The following is a 19,524-nucleotide window of genomic DNA, read 5'->3' on the forward strand; positions in this document are numbered from 1 at the left end:
GAGACGGCGGCGGCGCGTCAGCTCACGCGGACGAGGGTGCGCTGCCAGCCACTCGATCCGTTCGGAGCGATGGGCGCGCGGTCCTCGATCTGCAGCATGCCGTTGGCGTCGGTGGCGCGGACGGCGACGTAGTGCGATCCGCTCTCGGCCTGCCAGTCGACGTACCACTGCACCCAGGTGTCGAGGTTCACCGGCGTCGACAGCGTCGCGGCCTGCCAGTCGCCGTCGTCGATGCTGACCTCGACCTTCTCGATGCCGATCGACTGCGCCCACGCCATGCCCGCGATCTTGGTCGGGCCGGCGGGGATGGCGGCGTCGATGCGAGGGGTGTCGATGCGCGACGACATCTTGATCGGGGCCTCGGCGGAGTAGCCGCGCGGGGTCCAGTAGGCCTCGTCGGCCGCGAAGGTGGTCACCTTCAGCTCGGTCAGCCACTTGGTCGCCGAGACGTAGCCGTACAGGCCCGGGACGACCATCCGCACCGGGAATCCGTGCTCGAGAGGCAGCGGCTCGCCGTTCATGCCGACGGCGAGGATCGCATCGAGCCCGTCGTCGGTCAGGGCGCCGAGCGGAGTGCTGGCGGTGTAGCCGTCGGTGCTGGTCGAGAGCACCATGTCGGCGCCGCTCTGGACTCCCGCGAGCGCCAGAACGTCGCGGATCGGCACGCCGAGCCACTTCGCGTTGCCGACGAGACCGCCGCCGACCTCGTTCGAGACGCAGGTGAGGGTGACGCCGTACTCGTCGAGACCCATGTCGAGCAGCTGCTGGAAGGTGAGCGTCACTTCTTCGTCGACCATGCCGCTGATCTTCAGGGTCCAGGTCGACGGGTCGACGGAGGGGACTGTCAGCGCAGTGTCGACGCGGTAGAAATCGGCGTTGGGAGTGTAGAGCGGTGAGAGCCCGTCGATGTCGAGCTCGGCGCCGGCCGGCACCGTCACGGTGGTGCGGGGGCTCGGGAGGCGCAGCGCCTCGCGGACGCTGGCCAGCGACGAGGTCGCGGCATTGACCAGGCGGGCGCCGGTGCCGACGACCGCGGCGCCGACCGCGGCGATCAGGGTGACGCGGAGGAAGCCGCGGCGCTCGATGCCGGCCGGCCGGGCCTCGGGGCCTGTTCCCCTCGCCTCCGAGGCCCGCGCGGTGCGCCAGCGGCGCAGCCGCGAGATCGTCATGTGCATCACGACGAGGGCGACCAGGAGGCCGACCAGCGTGGGCACCGCCGAGAGCGGCGTCGCTCCGGTGCGGGTGACGATCGCGGCGATCGAGAGGCCGCCGGCGATGATCAGGAGGATCTGGCCGAGCGGCGGGCGGATCAGCTGCAGCACGCCGGCGACGGCGGCCGCCACCAGCACGGCGACGCCGATGCCGATGAGCAGGAAGATCTTGTCGTTCTCGCCGAACGTCGTGATCGCGAACTCCTTGACGGGCCGCGGCACGATGTCGACCACGAACGCGCCGAGGGCGAGGACGGGGCTGGCCGTGCGGGCGACGAGGAGGGCGACGAGCTCGGCGACCGCGAGCAGCACCCCGGCGACGACGATGCCGGCGAACGCGGCGAGCGCGAGGAACCGCAGGCGAGGGGTCCGCGTCGGTGCTGCTGTCTGTTTCATGGGAGTCATGATTCGCTCTTGACCTGCCCGTTCGCAGGGTGTTGCCGGTTTGGTCGCCGCCCCGCGTTTCTGATAACGAATCGATAACGCCCAGGCTCGTGCGCCCCTCGTCCGGAGACGCGAGATGCCACTTGAGTACACGACACGCCGATGCAGGCGTACCGAAGTGGCATCTCGCGAGGGCTCACCCCGCGCTGCTCGAGCGCCCCCGGGAGGTATCGAGCCGTCGCGTTCGGCCGTTTTTTCGGGGGGTGTCCGGCGTCGCCGTGCGGCGCTACCGTCAGCCGAGGCTCCGGCAGCCCCGCCTCCTCATCGCGTGCAGCGGGCGGACGCCCGATCGAAGGACCACCATGACCTCTTGTCTCGCCGCGACCGGCGCGGATCCGATCGCCGCGACTCTGATCGCCGGTGTCCTCGTTGTGACGGGACTCGTCGTCGTCGCCCTGCGGCACCGCAGCCGGCGCACCCGCTCACGCGTGTTCACCGCACTCGCCGTCGTCGCCGCCCTCCTGGTCTCGGTGTCGGTCGGCGCGCCCGCTCATGCGTCTGCACTGTCCGGCTGCGTCGGCGGCGGGCGGATCCCGGCCGTCGCCGTCACCACGGAGCCGAGCCCGATCGCCTCCGTGTCACCGTCGGACGAGCCGACGAGCACGGCGACGCCCACGATCGAGCCCTCGCCCACGATCGGGCCCACCGCGCCCGCCGTCGGGAGCGCCGTGCAGAGGCTCACCTTCACCGTCCGCGATGCTCCCGAGACCGGCTACGTGGTCACCCGGCGCGTCTGGGGAGGTCCGCGCGACGTCAACAACTGCGTCTTCGAACGCGGCGAGGCACCCTACGACGACGAGCAGGTCTTCGGGTTCGGCCGCCCCGACGGCGAGACGACGTTCCGGGGAACGCTCGAGTGGCAGCCGATCTCGGACGGCTCGTGCTTCTTCGAGGCGAGCACCCTCAGCTGGGACATCGAGTTCTACGACAACCTCGACCTCGTCGACACCTGGCGCATCTACGCGATCGACGGCAACTCCGCCACGACGTCGCTCGGCTCCGGCGGTACCGCGATCCTCGCGGCGCTGGCCCTCTCGCCCGTCGGGATCATCGCCTCGTTGATCGCCGAGATCGGGGGTGCGATCATCGGCAACGACCTCCGCGCGACGAGCCCGGAGGTGGCGGACCCGTACTCTCCGATCGAGGCCACCGATGCCGCCACGCTGGAGAGCGACGGTCAGCTGGGCTATCGGTGGACGGACAGGCGGCCCCCGGCACCGCTGGAGTACACCGTCCCGGTCGCCCTGCCGGCCGACAGTGATGACGGCCGTCAGGTCGAGATCCATGCCGATCCGGGCATCGACCGGTGCGTGAACCTGGTCGACCCCGGTACCGACTCCGAAGCCGTCCCCTTCGAGTCCTGGCTCGGTGGCTACTACACCGACATCCGCTACGACCAGACCCTCGACGGCCGGTACTGCGACTCGGGTCGTCGGGCGCTGGCGTCGTGGACGATCACCTCCTCCGAGCCGGAGGAGGCGGGCGGTGCTGTCGTTGCCCGGTGGCGGATCGTGAACTTCTCCGTGGCGGACTACGAGAACGGCAGCGTCTGCCAGGTCGTGGTGGGCGACGCCGCCTGCACCAACGCGGGCGGGACCTCGGTGCTGCCGCTGTACGCCTTCGGCGGCAACATCCGGGGCGGATGGACACTGACCGTCGATCCGGACTGACGGCCTCCGAGGACGCCGCTCAGACCCGCGGCCCGCGAGCGCCTCTCCGGTCGAGCGCCTCCATTAGGTAGGGAGCGGTCCGGCTCCCCCCGGACTGCGCGACCTCCTCCGGAGTGCCCGTCGCCACGATCGAGCCGCCCGCCTGGCCCGCTCCCGGCCCCAGGTCGATGATCCAGTCGGCGTCGGCGACGATCCGCATGTCGTGCTCGACGACGATGACGGTGTTGCCCGCGTCGACGAGGTGCTGCAGGTGCTCGAGGAGGCGGTCGGCGTCAGCGGGGTGCAGACCCGAGGTCGGCTCGTCGAGGAGGTACAGCGTGTCGCCGCGCTGGGCTCGGCGCAGCTCCGAGGCGAGCTTGACCCGCTGGGCCTCGCCTCCCGAGAGCTCGGGGGCCGGCTGGCCGAGCGAGACGTAGCCGAGGCCCACGTCGAGCAGCGCGTCGAGGTGCCGCACCACCTCCGGCTCGCCGGCGAAGACCTCGCGGGCCGCGGTGACGCTGAGCGCGAGGACGTCGGCGATCGTCTGCCCGTTCAGCGTCACCTCGAGGGTCTCGGGGTTGTAGCGCGTGCCTCCGCAGGTCGCGCACGGCGCCTCGACGGTGGGGAGGAACAGCAGCTCGACCTCGATCGAGCCCTCGCCCTTGCAGACCGGGCAGCGGCCGCTCGGCAGGTTGAACGAGAACCGGCTCGCGCCGAAGCGGCGGCGCTTCGCCTCCGGAGTCGCCGCGAACAGCGCCCGCACCCGGTCGAACAGGCCGGTGTAGGTCGCCACGTTCGAGCGCGAGGTGCGGCCGATGGGCGTCTGGCTGACCTGAACGACGCGGCGGAGGCGCTCGGACGGGCCCGTCGCGCTGCCGAGGGTGACGCTGCTCGCGGTCGAGTCGAGCAGCGGATCGTCGTCCGATCGCCCGTCCTCCGCGGCGGCGGTGTCCTCGGCGACGTCGGCGCGAAGGGACGCGCGCAGGAGATCGGGGAGCGCCTGGTTCACCAGGGTCGACTTGCCCGATCCGGAGACGCCCGTGACGGCGGTCAGGACCCCGACCGGGAACGAGACGGCGAGGTCGCGGAGGTTGTTGCGCGCGACTCCTGCGAGCTCGATCTGCGCCTCCGCCGTCCGGCGGGTGCGCAGCGGCGCGGCCTCGCCCTCGGGGAAGAGGTAGCGGCGGGTGACGGAGTCGCGGGCGCCCGGCAGCCCGTCGAGCTCGCCCGAGTAGACGACCGTGCCGCCGCCGGACCCGGCGGCCGGGCCGATGTCGACGATCCAGTCGGCCTGGCGGATGACCTCGAGGGAGTGCTCGACGAAGAAGACCGTGTTGCCGGTGGAGCGCAGGGTCCGCAGGATGCCGAGGAGCGCCTCCGTGTCGGCCGGGTGGAGGCCCGTGGAGGGCTCGTCGAGGACGAACACGACGCCGAACAGCCGCGAGAGCACCTGGGTGGCGAGGCGCATCCGCTGCAGCTCGCCGGAGGAGAGGGTCGGCGTCGAGCGGTCGAGGGAGAGGTAGCCGAGACCGAGGTCGATGATCGGCGACATCCGCCCGACCAGGTCCTCGACCAGGCGCTGCGCGGCCAGTCGCGTCTGCGCAGCGCCGTCCGCGGGCATCCAGCCCGGCTCGAGCACCCGCTTCAGCACGACCACGAGGTCCTCGAGCGGGAGGGCCGAGAGCTCGGTGATGTCGCGGCCCTCGAAGGTGACGGCCAGCGCCTCGGGCTTCAGACGCTTGCCGTGGCAACTGCCGCACGCGACGCTCACCATGAACGTCGCCGCGCGCTCGCGCATCCGGGCGCTCTTCGAGCCCGCGAAGGTGTCGAGCACGTAGCGCTCGACCCCGAGGAACGTGCTCATGTAGCGCGGCTCGACGCCGGCGGCGACGGCCTCGCGCACCTCGGCGGGCGAGCGGTCGGTCCAGACGGGCACCTGCGGCGAGTCGGGGGTGTGCAGGATCCAGTCCCTCTCCTTGCGGGGAAGGGAGCGCCACGGGACGTCGATGTCGTAGCCGAGCGAGATCAGGCTGTCGCGCAGCTGCTTGCCGTGCCAGGCCGTCGGCCAGGCGGCGAGGGCGCCGTCGCGGATCGAGAGGGTGTCGTCCGGCACCATCAGCTCCTCCGGGACGTCGTAGACCCGCCCGATGCCGTGGCAGGTCGGGCAGGCGCCCTGGACGGTGTTCGCCGAGAAGTCCTCGGCGAGGAGCATCGGCGCCCCCTCCGGATACCGGCCGACCCGCGAGAAGACCATCCGCACGACGCTCGAGAGGGTGGTCGCGCTGCCGACCGTCGAGCGCGCCGATCCGCCGGAGCGCCGTTGCGGCAGGGCGACCGCCGGAGGCAGCCCCTCGATCGAGTCGACATCGGGCACACCGACCTGGTCGATCAGCCGACGCGCGTACGGCGCGACCGACTCGAAGTAGCGGCGCTGCGCCTCCGCATAGAGGGTGCCGAACGCGAGCGAGCTCTTGCCCGAGCCCGAGACGCCGGTGAAGGCGACGAGGGCGTCGCGGGGGATGTCGACATCGACACCCTTCAGGTTGTTCTCGCGGGCGCCTCGGACGCGGACCCGGTCGAGGCTGGTGGGAGGTGTCGGCGCAGTCATCCCTCCAGCTTGCCGTGCCCGGATGCGAGGTCCCGACGCCGGAGCGTCTGGATGCGCGATCGCACGAGCCGCTGCAGCAGCGCCGGGTAGAGCTGCAGCACGATCGTCGTGGCCAGGAGCCCCACCGCTTCGCTCCGCGCGCCGCGCAGGAGGGCGGCCGCGGCGAAGGCGACGCCGCCCGCGGTGCACACGAGGTGCACGAGCTCCGAGCGCCGGGTGTGCTGATCGAGGGCCGCGAGACCCGCGCGGGTGCCGTCGTAGGCACGCAGGCGCGTGATCCGCCGGTTCCAGCCCGTCCGGTCGAGCATCCTCCCGAAGCGCCCGACCCCCAGCGCCCGGAGGACCGCCGGCTCGCGCGGACCCACCGTGAACAGCCGCTGGTCGAGCGGCCCCGCCCGCCTGCCGAGGGTCAGCGCGGCGGCGCCCGTCAGCACCGGCTGCACCAGCACGGCGAGCGGCTCGCGGCCGGAACGGATCATGCGGCACAGTCCAGCAGACGGAACCCGGTCGCTACAGTGTCGGCGTGGGTGAGGACGAGTACGACGGCCGCGAGGTCGCGGCCGAGCACCTGCGGGCCGAGCTCCGCCTCCGACGCTTCAGCGGCCTGCGGATGGCGATCGACGCGGCGCTGGGTGGAGGGATCGTCACCGTCCACGACCTGGTGGTCACCCGCCTCGACACCGGCGCCGAGGTCATCCGCACGAAGGCCGACATCGGCGACCCGCACCACCTGCTCGGCCAGGTCGAGCTCGACCTCGAGACGAAGACCACCGAGGAGTTCCTCCGCGAGTGGCGCACGCCCTGAGCAGCGGGCTCGATGCGCACGGTTCGGGGCTGGCCCCCCTGAACCGCGCGCTCCTATGATGTTCACGTTAACAATCTGTGCGAGGGTGCACGGATCCGTCCGCGGGTCGTGCCTCCGTCGCCGCATCGACCACGAGGACGTTCTTGATGACACGATCACGATCGGCGGTGAGGACCGCTCTGGCGGTCGCCACCGTCGCCGCCACGGCGCTGCTCGGGGCCGCTGTCCCCGGCTCCGCCTTCGGAGCGACGGAGAAGCCGCTCCTGCACTACACGTTCGACACCGCGCCGAACGGCACCACGGTGGCCGACTCGAGCGGCAACGGCTACGACGCCACGGTGCGCCGCACGGGCGCCACCTTCGGCAACGGCCGCATCAGCCTGCCGGGCGGATCCGCCTCCGCCGCCCCCTACCTCGACATCCCCACCGCCGGCCTGGTCGGCAAGAAGGACCTCACCTTCTCGACCTGGCTCTCGCCCCGCTCGGGCCCGGGCAACGTCGCCGCCGCGTTCGTCGGAGCGCCCGTCGCCACCGGCGCCTCCCACTCGGCCGGCTACTGGCTGCTCAACCCGAGCAACCCGTCGGGCTACGTGAAGTCGGTCGTCACCGACTCCGTGAACGCCGGCGCCCCCTGGGGCACCGAGGTGGGCCCCGGATCCACGAACGCCGGCACCACGGGCGCCAAGACCCCCGCGGGACTCTCCCTCTACACGACCGTCATCGACGGCACCACCGGCACCCTGTCGGTCTACATCAACGGCACCCGCATCAGCCAGAATGCGATCGCGCGCGATGTCGCCTCGTTCGGCACCTCCCTCGTCGCCTACCTCGCGCGCTCCACCTACAACGACCCCGGCTGGAGTGGCGACGTGGACGACTTCGCCGTCTACGGCAGCGCGCTCAGCGCCGACACCGTGAAGGCGCTCTACTCCTCCGAGGCGATCGACCGCGCGATGGCGTCGGTGACGATCCCCACGGAGGCGACGGCCGGCTTCGCCCTGCCCGCCAGCTCCTCCGGAGTCGCGATCACCTGGCGCTCGAACGACCCGGCGGTCACCGTGAACGGAGCGACCGCGACGGTCACCCGCCCCGCGGCCGGCTCCCCCGACGCGTCCGTCACGCTCACCGCGACGTACACCTCGGGCACCGACACCCGCTCGGTCGACTACCCCGTGAAGGTCCTCGCCGACGTCGCCGATGCCGACAAGGCCCAGCGCGACCTCGACGCGATCAGCATCCCGAACGCCTCCGACGTCCGCACCGACGTCTCGGTGCCCGCGCGCGGAGCGCTCGGCTCGAGCATCACGTGGAGCGTCGTGGGATCCGGCGCCACCGTGCGCTCCGGCAGCACCGCCGACAGCCGCACGATCGACGTCGACCGGCCGCAGGCGGGCTCCCCGGCGATCGACGTCGTCGTCCGCGCGACCGCGACCAGCGGATCCGTCACGAAGACGCGCGACATCACGCTGCGCCTCCAGCCGCTCCCCGCCGGGACCGACGACACCGAGGCCTACGTGTGGGCGTTCTTCACCGGTGAGGGCGCCGGCGCCGAGCGCGTCAGCCTCGCCGCCTCGAAGGGCGACGACGCGCTGAGCTGGAACACCCTCAACGGCGGACAGCCGGTGTTCACCTCGACGCAGGGCACGCAGGGCCTGCGCGATCCGTTCATCGTCCGCTCCCCCGAGGGCGACAAGTTCTTCATGCTCGCCACCGACCTCAAGATCGACGGCCTCGCCGGAGGATTCGACACGGCCCAGAAGTCGGGCTCGAAGTACATCGAGGTGTGGGAGTCCACCGACCTCGTGAACTGGTCGGCGCAGCGCCACGTGAAGGTCTCGACCGACTTCGCCGGCAACACCTGGGCCCCGGAGGCGTACTGGGACGACGAGCTCGACACCTACGTGGTGTTCTGGGCGTCGAACATGTACCCGACCGCGAACGCGGCCGACCGCACCGCGGTCACCTACAACCAGATGATGTACGCGACGACCGACGACTTCGTCACCTTCTCGGAGGCGAAGCCGTGGATCGACGTCAAGCGCGGCACCGGCCGCGGCACCATCGACTCCACGATCGCGAAGGACGGCGACACCTACTACCGCTTCACCAAGGACGAGGCGTCGATGACGCTGCGCGAGGAGAAGAGCACCGACCTGCTCGCCACCATCAGCGGAACCCTGCCCGGCACCTCGGGACCCGCGGACGAGTGGACCCTGGTCAAGGAGCGCGTCGCCTCCGGTCTGCCCAACGGCGAGCCCGGCGGCACCTTCACGAGCGGTGAGGGCCCGAACGTGTTCCCGGCCAACGAGGGCGACGTGAACGGGCTCGACTGGTTCCTGTTCATCGACCAGCCCGACTACCACGGCGGCCCGAACCACTACATCCCGTTCGGCTCGGACGACCTGGCGGACGGGGACTCGTGGCAGCCGCTCGGAGCGAAGCTGCGGACGAACCTCCCGCAGAACTCCGACGGAGGCAAGCCCCGCCACGGCACGGTCATCCCGGTGACCCGCGCCGAGTACCAGAAGGTGCTCGAGGGCCTCGCGCCCTCGATCGCGGTGGCCTCGGTCGCTCCGATCGCCGTCACGACCCAGGCCGGCACCGCCCCCGTGCTGCCCGGCGCCCAGATCACGACGAAGACCGGTGCGACGCAGTCGGTCGCCGTCACCTGGGACGCCGTCGCGCCGAGCTCCTACGCCGCCGCCGGGACCTTCACGGTCTCGGGAGTCGCGCAGGACGCGTCGCGGATGCCGGTGACCGCCACGGTCACCGTGCAGGCGTCGCTGAAGGTCACGGCCACGGCCTCCTCGCGCTGCGTCGCGGGCAAGCCGGTGCTGACCGTCGTCGCCAAGAACGGCGACACCGTGCCGATGGACGTGACCGTGCGCACGACGGAGGGCGTAAAGACGTTCGCCGCTGTGAAGCCGGGCGCGAGCGCCTCCGCCGCCTACACGGTGCGCGCGGCACAGCTCGCCGCCGGTGAGGCCACGGTCACCGCGACCGCCACGGTCGGTGGCAAGCCGGTCTCCGCGACCGTCACGGCGCCGTACTCCGCACGGAGCTGCGGCTGACGAGCAGGCAGCGCTTCTGCTGCGAGCCCTGCTCTCAGCTGAGGCCGGGCGATCCCTGCTGATCGAGCCCGAAGCCCACGAAGCGGGCGTATCGAGGTCCACCACCGCCGGAGGACCAGGTCCACAGACCTCCTTCCCGGCTGCGGCGGGTCTCGGTACGCCCCTCCGGGGTCACTCGAGAACGGGTCCCCGCCGACAGCCTTCGCGCCGGTACTCTTCAATCCCTCGCGCGACCGACGGCGTCGGGCGCTCCCCCTCACCAGAGAGACCTCCCATGGCAGCGCTGCCCGACTCCGATGACGACACCTCCGCGGACGGGCCGCTGACGGTCTCGTGGCGCGCGGGCCGCCTCCGGCTCGACTTCCACCACTCCCCCGAGCAGCCCGTGAGCCTCGCCCGACTCGTCGCCGGAGAGCTCGAGATCGGCTTCGATCACCCGCTGCCACTCGTCGGCATCCTCGCCGCCGGCCGCGGACACGTCACCGCGACCGACCGGCTCGTGCAGACCGCGATCGGCGACTCGCTCCGCTACGTCTCGCACGAGGAGGAGCCCGGCCGGACTCTGCGCATCGTGTCGACGACCGGCGACGGCGTCTGCGCGACCACGACCATCGACGCTCTCGACGGGGCCTTCCGCGCGACGACCACCGTCGAGAACAGGGGCGCCGGGCGCCTCCTGCTCACCGCGGTCACCAGCTGGGCGATGCCGCTCGGCACCCGGCTCGATGCCGGCGCCGCGGCCGACCCGGCCGCCGATTGGGAGCTGCTCGAGGGCCGCAGCGAGTGGCTCGGCGAGGGACGCTGGGTGGCCCGCGACCTCCGCGGGCTGCTGCCCGACCTGCACCCCGGGCTCGCGGATCAGCCGGCCCGCGAATCCGTCGTCCGCGCCACCACGGGAACCTGGTCGACCGGCGGCTCCCTCCCGATCGCCGCGCTCCGCTCGAGCAGACAGGACGTCACCTGGCTGTGCGAGGTCGCGCACAACGGCCCGTGGCGCTGGGAGGTCGGCGAGCAGATCGGCGACGCCTACCTCGCCCTCTCCGGTCCGACGGACCGCGACCACCAGTGGTCGGAGATGCTCGCACCCGGGGACACGTTCACCTCCGTGCCGGCGCTCGTCGCCGTCGGCGACGAGCTCGAGGCGGCCGCCGCGGCGCTCACCGGAGCGAAGCGGCTCGCGCGGCGCGCGCACCCCGACGACTCCCTGCCGACCCTCGTCTTCAACGACTACATGAACACGCTCGTCGGCGACCCGACCACCGAGAAGCTCCTCCCCCTCGTCGCGGCGGCGGCCGAGGTGGGCGCCGAGACGTTCTGCATCGACGCGGGCTGGTACGCCGAGACGGCGTCGTGGTGGGACACGGTCGGCGAATGGACGCCGTCGAGCACCCGGTTCCCGGGCGGGCTCGGCGAGGTGGTCGACGCGATCCGGAGCCGCGGCATGGTTCCAGGGCTCTGGCTCGAACCCGAGGTGATCGGCGTGAACAGCCCGATGGCCGCGACGCTCCCCGACGAGGCGTTCCTCTCGCGTGGCGGCGTCCGGGTGGAGGAGAGCGGCCGGTTCCACCTCGACCTGCGCCATCCCGCCGCGCTCGCGCACCTCGACGAGACCGTCGATCGGCTCGTCCGCGACCTCGGCGTCGGGTACTTCAAGCTCGACTACAACATCGACCCGGGCCCCGGCACCGATCGGGAGGCGGCGAGCGCCGGAGCAGGACTGCTCGCCCACGACCGCGCCCACCTCGACTGGATCGACGGCGTCCTCGATCGCCACCCGCGGCTGGTGCTCGAGAACTGCGCCTCGGGAGCGATGCGCGCCGACTCCGCACTGCTCTCGCGGATGCAGCTGCAGTCGACCTCCGACCAGCAGGACCCGCTGCTCTACCCGCCGATCGCCGCCTCCGCGGCACTCTCGATGCTCCCCGAGCAGGCCGCGAACTGGGCCTACCCGCAGCCGGAGATGAGCGACGAAGCCCTCGCCTTCACGCTCGTCACCGGGCTCGCGGGCCGCTTCTACCTCTCGGGTCACCTCGATCGGATGCGGCCGCACCAGCGGACGCTCGTCGCCGAGGCGGTGCGGACGGCCGCCGAGCTGCGCCCGCTCCTGATCGAGTCGACGCCGCTCTGGCCCCTCGGGCTGCCCGGCTGGACCGACCGCTGGGTCGCCTCCGCGCTGCGCCGGGGCGACCGGATCGCGCTCTCGCTCTGGGACCGGGGCGACGACGCCGGAGAGACGTCGCTCGCGTTCCCGAGCCTCCTCGGCCGCGCGGTCGACGTCGAGGTCGCGTTCCCCGTCGGCCTGCCCGTCTGGACCACGAACTGGGACATCGGCATCGGCGTGCTCAGCGTCCGCTCGGCGGGCGGCGAGCCGGGTGCGCGCACGCTCGTCCTTCTCGTCTCGGAGTGAGCGGCGACCGGCGCGGCGCGCAGTGGGAGGCGCTCGCGGCCGCACTGCTCCGGCTGACTATGCTGGACGGACCCGCGATGCCGAGCCCTCGACATCCGCTCGCACCGGGGGTGCACGGCTCTCCCGTCAGGGGAGCGGAGGAGGTCCGCGTCCATGGCCGATCGGCCGAACCTCCGGCATGTCGCCGCGGTTGCGGGCGTCTCGCACATGACCGTCTCGCGGGTGCTCAGCGGGCACCCGAACATCAAGGAGTCGACCCGCCAGAAGGTCCTCGAGGCCGTCGACGAGCTGAACTACCGGCCCAACATCGCCGCCCGCTCGCTCGTCACGCAGCGCACCGACCGCATCGGCGTGATGATCGAGAGCGGAGCGGAGTTCGGCCCCTCGAGCACTCTGCGCGCGATCGAGCGGGCCGCCCGCGAGAAGGGCTACTCGGTCACCTCCGTCGCTCTCCGCGACGACAGGGACATGTCGCCCGTCGACGCCATCAATCACCTCTCGGGTCTCGGGATCGACGCGCTGTGCGTGATCGCGCCACGCTCCTCCTCCGTCGCGACGCTGCGCACCGTCGAGATCGGCGTGCCGACCCTGGTCGTCAAGTCCGACAAGGACCCGAGCTTCCTCACCGTCTCGGTCGATCAGCAGGGCGGAATGAGCCAGGCCGTCGACCACCTCGCCTCCCTCGGCCACCGTGACGTGCTGCACATGTCGGGCCCCCTCGACTGGCTCGATGCCCGCGCCCGCGAGCGCGCCTTCCACACCCGTGCGAAGGCATGGGGGATGCACGAGCGGCCGATCGTCGTCGGCGACTGGACCCCCGACTCCGGCTACGACTTCGCGAAGAGCCTGCGCGCGATCCCCGACTTCACCGCCATGGTCGTCGCCAACGACGAGATGGCGCTCGGAGTGATCCACGGTCTCGTCGAGCGCGGCATCCGGGTGCCCGAGGACGTCAGCATCGTCGGCTTCGACGACCTGCCGACCGCGCGGCACTTCCTGCCCCCGCTGACGACCGTGCGGCAGGACTTCGACAAGCTCGGCACCACCGTCGCCGAGGTGATCCACGCGCGGATCCGCGGCCAGGAGATCCCCCAGCGCACGCGGATCGCCACCGAGCTCATCGTCCGCGAGTCGACGGCTCCCCCGCGGGCCTGACCCGAGGGGGGTGATCCGCGGGGCCGCCCTCGCGTATCATCAGCGGCATCCTGGCGCGTCGTTCCCGACGACGCGCCCGACACGAACCGAGGACGGCACGTGGCATTCCAGTCGAGGACGACTCCGCGCTGCGCCGACCCCGTCGTCGAGATGACGGGGATCAGCGTCTCCTTCTCGTCCGGCCCGGCGCTCGAGGGTGCGAGCCTGCGGCTGGTCCCGGGCGAGATCCACGGACTGATGGGCGAGAACGGCGCGGGCAAGTCGACGCTGATCAAGACGCTCACCGGCATCCACCAGCCCGACGCGGGCACGATCGTGCTCGACGGGGTCGCGCGCCGCTTCTCCGGACCCGCCGACGCGAAGGCCGCCGGCATCACGGCCGTGTTCCAGGACGAGCGGCTGACCGACAACCTCAGCATCGGCGAGAACGTGATGATCGGCCACGAGATCCGCGGGCGCCTCGGCATCTCGTGGGCGCGCACCCACAGCCGGGCGGCCGAGATGCTCACCGAGCTCGGCCTCGGCGACCTCGACCCGCACCTGCCGCTGCGCTCGCTCTCCCCCGCGATCCGCCAGCTGGTCGCCATCGGGCGCGCCATGGTCGACCGGCCCCGCGTGCTGATCCTCGACGAGCCGACCTCGAGCCTCGACCTCGGCGACGTCGCCCGCCTGTTCGCGGTGCTGCGGAGGCTGCGCGGCCAGGGAGTCGCGATCGTGTTCGTGTCGCACTTCCTCGAGCAGGTCCTCACGCTGTCCGACCGGGTGACCGTGCTGCGCGACGGCCGCACCGTCGGCGAGTACCCGGCGCGCGCGATGGACCGCGCCGAGCTGATCGCGAAGATGATCGGCGAGGACATCGAGGCGCTGCGTCAGATCGGCTCCGACCGCCGCGAGCACCGCAAGCAGCCGACGGGGCCCGCGATCTACCGCGCGTACGGCATCGGGCGACGCGGAGCGGTCGCGCCGACCGACCTCGAGCTGCACCGCGGCGAGATCGTCGGGTTCGCAGGGCTGCGCGGCTCCGGACGCACCGAGCTCGCCTCCCTCCTGAGCGGCGTCGAGAAGGCCGACAGCGGCCGCGTGCTCATCGACGGAGAGCCGGCGCAGATCTCCGACCCGGTCTCGGGTCTGCGGAACCGCATCGCGCACTCGAGCGAGAACCGCCGCGAGGACGGCATCATCGGCGACCTGTCCCTCCGCGAGAACCTCGTGCTGGGCCTGCAGGCGCTGCGCGGCTGGGCGCACCCGCTGTCGGCGGCCGAGACCGACACGCTCGTGGCGACCTACGTCGAGGCGCTCAACATCACCCCCGCCGACCCGGACATGCCGGTCAAGTACCTCTCCGGAGGCAACCAGCAGAAGGTGGTCCTCGCGCGCTGGCTCGCCACCCGGCCGCGCCTGCTGGTGCTCGACGAGCCCGCGCGCGGCATCGATGTGGCGTCGAAGGTCGAGATCCAGGCGCACATCGCGCAGCTCGCGAAGGAGGGGGTCTCGGTCGTGTACATCTCCTCGGAACTCGAGGAGGTGGTGCGGCTGAGCGACCGCATCGTCGTCTTCAAGGACCGCGAGAAGATCGGCGAGGTCAGCAACGGCCCCTGGCTGACCGTCGACACCATCGTCGAGATGATCGCCGCCGACACCTCCGACGAGGCCGACTCCGACGACTCCTGGTAACCCCCTCGCTGATCGAGTAGCCCAGCACGATCCTGCCGAGGTCGGAGGCGTTGACCTCTCTGAAAGGTTTCACATAGGGTGGCACGGCCGAGGGAAAACGCATTCCAGCAGCTCGGCGCCATCGATGCCGAGGGATTCAATGCCGAATTCACGTTCACGTACCGCTGCCCGAACACGCCGCGCAGAGACTCCGCTGCGCCGCTGCGCGCTCCGCTCCGGAGTCGGACTCGCGCTCGTCGCGAGCGTCGCGCTCGCCGCCGCGGGGCCCGCCTCCGCTCAGACCGCCGCCCCCGCGAACCCCGTCCTCACCGCGCAGCTCGAGGATCTCGACCGCGGCGTCGTCGCGCTCGCCTCGCCCGACGGCGGCGTCTTCGTCAGCTGGCGGCTGCTCGCGACGGAGGTGACCGGCTCCTCCGACAAGGGGATGATCGGCGCCGACTTCGCCGTCTACCGCGGAGCGGAGCGCGTCGGTGTGGTCACCGACAGCACCAACCTGCACGACCCGGTCGGCTCTCCCGGCGACGAGTACCGCGTGGTGGCCCTGGTGGACGGGGAGCCGGGCGACCCCAGCGCGCCGGCCACCGCCTCCGCCGACGCGTTCGAGACCCTGCCGCTGCAGAAGCCGGCCGACGGCGTCACGCCCGCCGGCGAGGCCTACACGTACAGCGCCAACGACATGAGCGTCGGCGACATGGACGGCGACGGCGACTACGAGTACGTCGTCAAGTGGTACCCCTCGAACGCGAAGGACGTCTCGCAGAAGGGCTACACCGGCAGCACCTACCTCGACACCTACGAGGCCGACGGCACGCTGCTGCACCGCATCGACCTGGGCGTGAACATCCGCTCGGGCGCCCACTACACGCAGTTCATGGTCTCGGACTTCGACGGCGACGGCCGCTCCGAGATCATGACGAAGACCGCGCCGGGCACCGTGACGCTGCGCGGCGGTGACCCGGCGCAGGCGGAGTCGATCACCCTGCTCCCCGAGGACGTCGCCGCGGGAGTCACGCCCGCCGACGACTACCGCCTCTCGGCCGCCGACTACCGCGAGCACCTCATCGGAGTGTTCGAGGGCTGGGGCACCCGCGAGGAGGTGACGAGCGGCCAGTGGCCCGCGACCCTCGAGGAGGCGTTCGGCATCGCTCCGACCCACTCGTACCCGCTCGACCGCGCCGGCGCCACCGAGCTCGTCGACTACTTCCTCGACGTCTACGCCCCCGGCCGCAGCGATCGCAACGACCTCCGCACCTTCGAGGGCTTCATCCTCGACGGACCCGAGTACCTCACCGTGTTCGACGGCGAATCGGGTGCCGAGCTCGAGACCGTCGCCTACGAACCGGGCCGCGGGGACGACGGCCTGCTCTGGGGCGACTACGCCTACTCGCGGATCGAGCCGGGCAACCGCAACGACCGCTTCCTCGCCGGAGTCGCCTCGTTCGACGGCGAGACCCGGTCGGCCGTCTTCGCCCGCGGCTACTACACCCGCGCGGTCGTCGTCGCCTACGACTGGGACGGCACCTCGCTCACGACGCGGTGGGTCGCCGACAGCGGCCACGTCCCGCTGACGAACCCCTTCAACGACACCCCGCACGGCCGGGAGGGGACCAGCCCCGAATGGGCGACGCTCACCACGCAGGGCTTCCACTCCCTCAGCGCAGCGGATGTCGACGGCGACGGCCGCCAGGAGATCGTCTACGGCTCCGCGACCCTCGACGACGACGGCAGCCTGCTCTACAGCTCGTACGACACCCTCCCCGAGGGCAGCTCCGCCCCCGGCACGGAGGCGAAGCTCGGCCACGGCGACGCGATGCACGTGACCGACATCGACCCCGCGCGCCCGGGCCTCGAGATCTTCACTGTGCACGAGGGCGGAGTCGGCGCCCCCTACGGCTACGCGCTGCGCGACGCCGCGACCGGCGAGGTGCTCTTCGGCGCCTACTCCGGCAAGGACACCGGGCGCGGGATGATCGGCGACATCGACCCGGCGATCCCGGGCCAGGAGGTGTGGGCGATCGGCGAGCTGTCGGCCGCCGGCGAGCCGCTCTCGGACACGCAGCCCGGCACCAACCAGAGCATCCGCTGGGCCGCCGACATGACGACGCAGATCGTGGCGAGCACGACGATGCAGGACGCGACTCCGGTCACTCCGACGATCGTCACCGGCGACGGCACGGTGCTGCTCTCGGCCGACGGCACGGTGACGAACAACGGGACCAAGGGGAACGCCTCCCTGGTCGCCGACGTGCGGGGCGACTGGCGCGAGGAGCTGCTGCTGCCCACGGCCGACTCGAGCGCGATCCGGATCTACTCGAGCACCGAGGTCACCGACCGCAAGCTGACGACGCTGATGCACGACCCGCAGTACCGGGTCGAGGTCGCACGCCAGAACACCGCCTACAACCAGCCGTCGTACACCTCGTACGGCCTGGCGAGCGACATCGACTGGTCGACGGTGCCGGTGCTCGCGCAGGAGGCGACGGCGCCGACGCCCGCGCCCGTGCCGACGGAGCCCCCGGTGACGCCGGCTCCGACGCCCGAGCCGACCGCGGTCGTCGTCCCCGTGACGACTCCGACCGCCGCGCCGGCGGCGGGCAGGCACGACGCCCTCGCCGCGACGGGCGCCGACCTGTCGCTCCTGCCGGTGGGCGCGCTCGCGCTCCTGCTCGGAGGAGGGATGCTGCTGCTGCGCCGCCGCGCAGCCTGACACCGAGGGAACCCCGGGCTGTCGAGGGCGCCCGTCCTCCGGGCCGGCCTCGACGGTTCGGGGTTCCCTCAGTGCGCTCGGTCCTCGTGAGCCGCCGTCCCGAGCAGCTGCAGCGACGGGGCGCGGCCCTTCTCGATGTGGGTGTAGGCGATCGACTCGGCGAGGCGGTCGTTGCCGGCGAGGATCGCCTCCAGGAGCCCCTGGTGCTCGTCGGACTGCTGATGCTGGTCGCGAGCGGACGTGAGGTAGAACAGCCACGTCATCCGCCCGCTGACCGCCCGCATCAGCGAGCCGAGCAGCGCGCTGCCGGCGATGTCGACGATCGCCTCGTGCACGATCGTGCTGGTCTCGGCGACGAGCAGCCAGTCCTCGCTGTCGAGCGCACGGTGCTCGGCGGCGATCGCGTCGTGCAGCGGCTGCGGTGACACTCCCCCGGCCACCCGCTGCGCGGCCAGGCGCGCCGCCAGCGTCTCGAGGCTGAGCCGCACGTCGAAGAGCTCGGTGACGTCGGCGGCGGTCCACTCCGAGACGCGGGAGCTGCGCCGGGGCAGGGTGCGCACGAAGCCCTCGTTCTCGAGCTGCGGCACCGCCTCGCGTATCGGCAGCCGTGACACGTTCAACTCGCTCGCCAGCGTCGACTCGACCAGACGCGACCCCTGCGGGTAGCGGCCGAGGATGATCTCGCGGCGGAGCGTGCGGTAGGTCTGGGCGGTCAGCGACTCCTCGGGGGCGATGCTCGACACGCGGGCCTCCTTCGCTCGACTCCCCCCATTCAACCGGGTCGGCGCGCTCACCGTCACCGGGCGGCCCGCGTCTCGACCTCGACGCCGAGCGCCGCCCGCTCGGCCCGGGCGAGCACGTAGGCGCCGGCGGCCAGATCCTGCAGCCCGATGCCGACGGAGTTGAACACCGTCACGGCGTCGCGGGATCGGCGCCCGGTGGCGCGGCCGACCAGCACCTCGCCGAGCTCGGCCACCTCCTCGGGAGAGAGCCCCGAGTGGCGGATGTTGTCGGACTCCGAGAAGGCGATGCCGCGGGTGTCGACGACGACGCGGTCCGCGCGCGCGAAGGCATCGGCCCCGAGCTCGCGGTACCCGTGGCGGGGAGGCGAGCCGACCGCGTTCACGTGCATCCCGGCGGCGAGCCAGGAGGCGTCGAGCAGCGGCTCGACCGACGGCGTCAGGGTGCAGACGACGTCGGAGCCGCGCACCGCGTCCTCCAGAGCGCCCGGCGCCGTCGCGGGGACGCCGTTCGCGACGAGCTCGGCGGCGAGCGCCGTGGCACTCGAGCCCGACGGAGACCAGACGCGCACCTCATCGAGCTGGAGCACCGAGCCGAGGGCGAGCGCGTGCTCGCGGGCGAGGGGGCCTGCGCCGACGAGGGTGAGGATCCGGGAGTCCGGGCGGGCGAGCACCGATGTCGCGAGCGCCGAGACCGCGGCCGTCCGCAGCCGGGTCAGCGCTCGGCCGTCGATCAGCGCGAGGCACTCCGCGGTGTCGGCGGAGTAGAGCGACACGGTCGAGCGCTGCGGAGGCAGCCCGCTCGCGCGGTTGCGCGGGGCGTCGATCAGCAGCTTCACCGAGGCGAGTCCGAGGTAGGGCGCGAAGGCGCTCATGGGGACGGCCGCGGGGCCGTCGGCGCTGGAGTCGCCCGGGATCCGCAGGGCCTCGGGCACCGGCTGCACCGCGCCTCCGTCGGCGAGCGCCCGGTGGGCATCGGCGAGCGCGGCGATGAGCCCGGGCCACTCAGTGAGCGCCTCGCACTCCTCCGACGTGATGATGCGTGTCGACATG

At 72.2% G+C, this 19,524-nt stretch carries 12 protein-coding genes; 7 read left to right on the forward strand and 5 right to left on the reverse strand.

Annotation, left to right across the window (positions count from 1 at the left end):
• Positions 1 to 17: 17 nt before the first annotated feature.
• Complete coding sequence (locus ASG06_RS04555; RefSeq protein WP_056040485.1) at positions 18 to 1,607, reverse strand: molybdopterin-dependent oxidoreductase; 1,590 nt, start codon at positions 1,605 to 1,607, stop codon at positions 18 to 20.
• 350 nt (positions 1,608 to 1,957) lie between these two features.
• Here ASG06_RS04555 and ASG06_RS04560 point away from each other — a divergent pair, with 350 nt between their 5' ends.
• Complete coding sequence (locus tag ASG06_RS04560; protein WP_056039096.1) at positions 1,958 to 3,325, forward strand: hypothetical protein; 1,368 nt, start codon at positions 1,958 to 1,960, stop codon at positions 3,323 to 3,325.
• A 19-nt stretch (positions 3,326 to 3,344) separates the two neighbouring features.
• Here the strand turns inward: ASG06_RS04560 and ASG06_RS04565 are convergent, their stop codons facing one another.
• Together ASG06_RS04565 and ASG06_RS04570 are read right to left on the reverse strand one after the other, a co-directional pair.
• Entirely contained in the window at positions 3,345 to 5,912 is a 2,568-nt protein-coding gene (locus ASG06_RS04565) for an excinuclease ABC subunit UvrA (RefSeq protein WP_056039098.1), read from the reverse strand.
• Positions 5,909 to 6,391 carry a hypothetical protein gene (locus ASG06_RS04570; protein WP_056039101.1) on the reverse strand — a complete coding sequence of 161 codons (483 nt, stop codon included), beginning with the start codon at positions 6,389 to 6,391 and terminating at the stop codon, positions 5,909 to 5,911. Before ASG06_RS04570 ends, ASG06_RS04565 begins: the two co-directional genes overlap by 4 nt.
• 44 nt (positions 6,392 to 6,435) lie before the next feature.
• Here ASG06_RS04570 and ASG06_RS04575 point away from each other — a divergent pair, with 44 nt between their 5' ends.
• The 6 genes from ASG06_RS04575 to ASG06_RS04600 all read left to right on the forward strand — a co-directional run bounded on the left by ASG06_RS04575 (position 6,436) and on the right by ASG06_RS04600 (position 17,731).
• Complete coding sequence (locus tag ASG06_RS04575) at positions 6,436 to 6,717, forward strand: hypothetical protein (RefSeq protein ID WP_056039104.1); 282 nt, start codon at positions 6,436 to 6,438, stop codon at positions 6,715 to 6,717.
• A gap of 146 nt (positions 6,718 to 6,863) precedes the next feature.
• On the forward strand, positions 6,864 to 9,788 hold the full coding sequence (locus ASG06_RS04580) for an immunoglobulin-like domain-containing protein (protein ID WP_082498937.1): 2,925 nt from the start codon (positions 6,864 to 6,866) through the stop codon (positions 9,786 to 9,788).
• 274 nt (positions 9,789 to 10,062) lie between these two features.
• Positions 10,063 to 12,195, forward strand: coding sequence for a glycoside hydrolase family 36 protein (locus tag ASG06_RS04585; protein ID WP_056039110.1), 2,133 nt, complete (start codon positions 10,063 to 10,065; stop codon positions 12,193 to 12,195).
• A 153-nt stretch (positions 12,196 to 12,348) separates the two neighbouring features.
• Entirely contained in the window at positions 12,349 to 13,350 is a 1,002-nt protein-coding gene (locus tag ASG06_RS04590) for a LacI family DNA-binding transcriptional regulator (RefSeq protein WP_056039113.1), read from the forward strand.
• Between the two features lie 99 nt (positions 13,351 to 13,449).
• Complete coding sequence (locus ASG06_RS04595; RefSeq protein WP_327205481.1) at positions 13,450 to 15,024, forward strand: sugar ABC transporter ATP-binding protein; 1,575 nt, start codon at positions 13,450 to 13,452, stop codon at positions 15,022 to 15,024.
• A gap of 139 nt (positions 15,025 to 15,163) precedes the next feature.
• Positions 15,164 to 17,731: a rhamnogalacturonan lyase gene (locus ASG06_RS04600; protein ID WP_162238998.1), complete on the forward strand. Its 2,568-nt coding sequence runs from the start codon at positions 15,164 to 15,166 to the stop codon at positions 17,729 to 17,731.
• 68 nt (positions 17,732 to 17,799) lie between these two features.
• On the opposite strand, the gene ASG06_RS04605 is transcribed toward ASG06_RS04600, so the two are convergent.
• Positions 17,800 to 18,474 carry a GntR family transcriptional regulator gene (locus tag ASG06_RS04605; RefSeq protein WP_056039117.1) on the reverse strand — a complete coding sequence of 225 codons (675 nt, stop codon included), beginning with the start codon at positions 18,472 to 18,474 and terminating at the stop codon, positions 17,800 to 17,802.
• A 53-nt stretch (positions 18,475 to 18,527) separates the two neighbouring features.
• Positions 18,528 to 19,523 carry an ornithine cyclodeaminase family protein gene (locus ASG06_RS04610; RefSeq protein ID WP_056039120.1) on the reverse strand — a complete coding sequence of 332 codons (996 nt, stop codon included), beginning with the start codon at positions 19,521 to 19,523 and terminating at the stop codon, positions 18,528 to 18,530.
• Position 19,524: the final 1 nt, after the last annotated feature.

It is taken from the genome of Rathayibacter sp. Leaf185 (assembly GCF_001423885.1).
Classification (GTDB): domain Bacteria; phylum Actinomycetota; class Actinomycetes; order Actinomycetales; family Microbacteriaceae; genus Rathayibacter.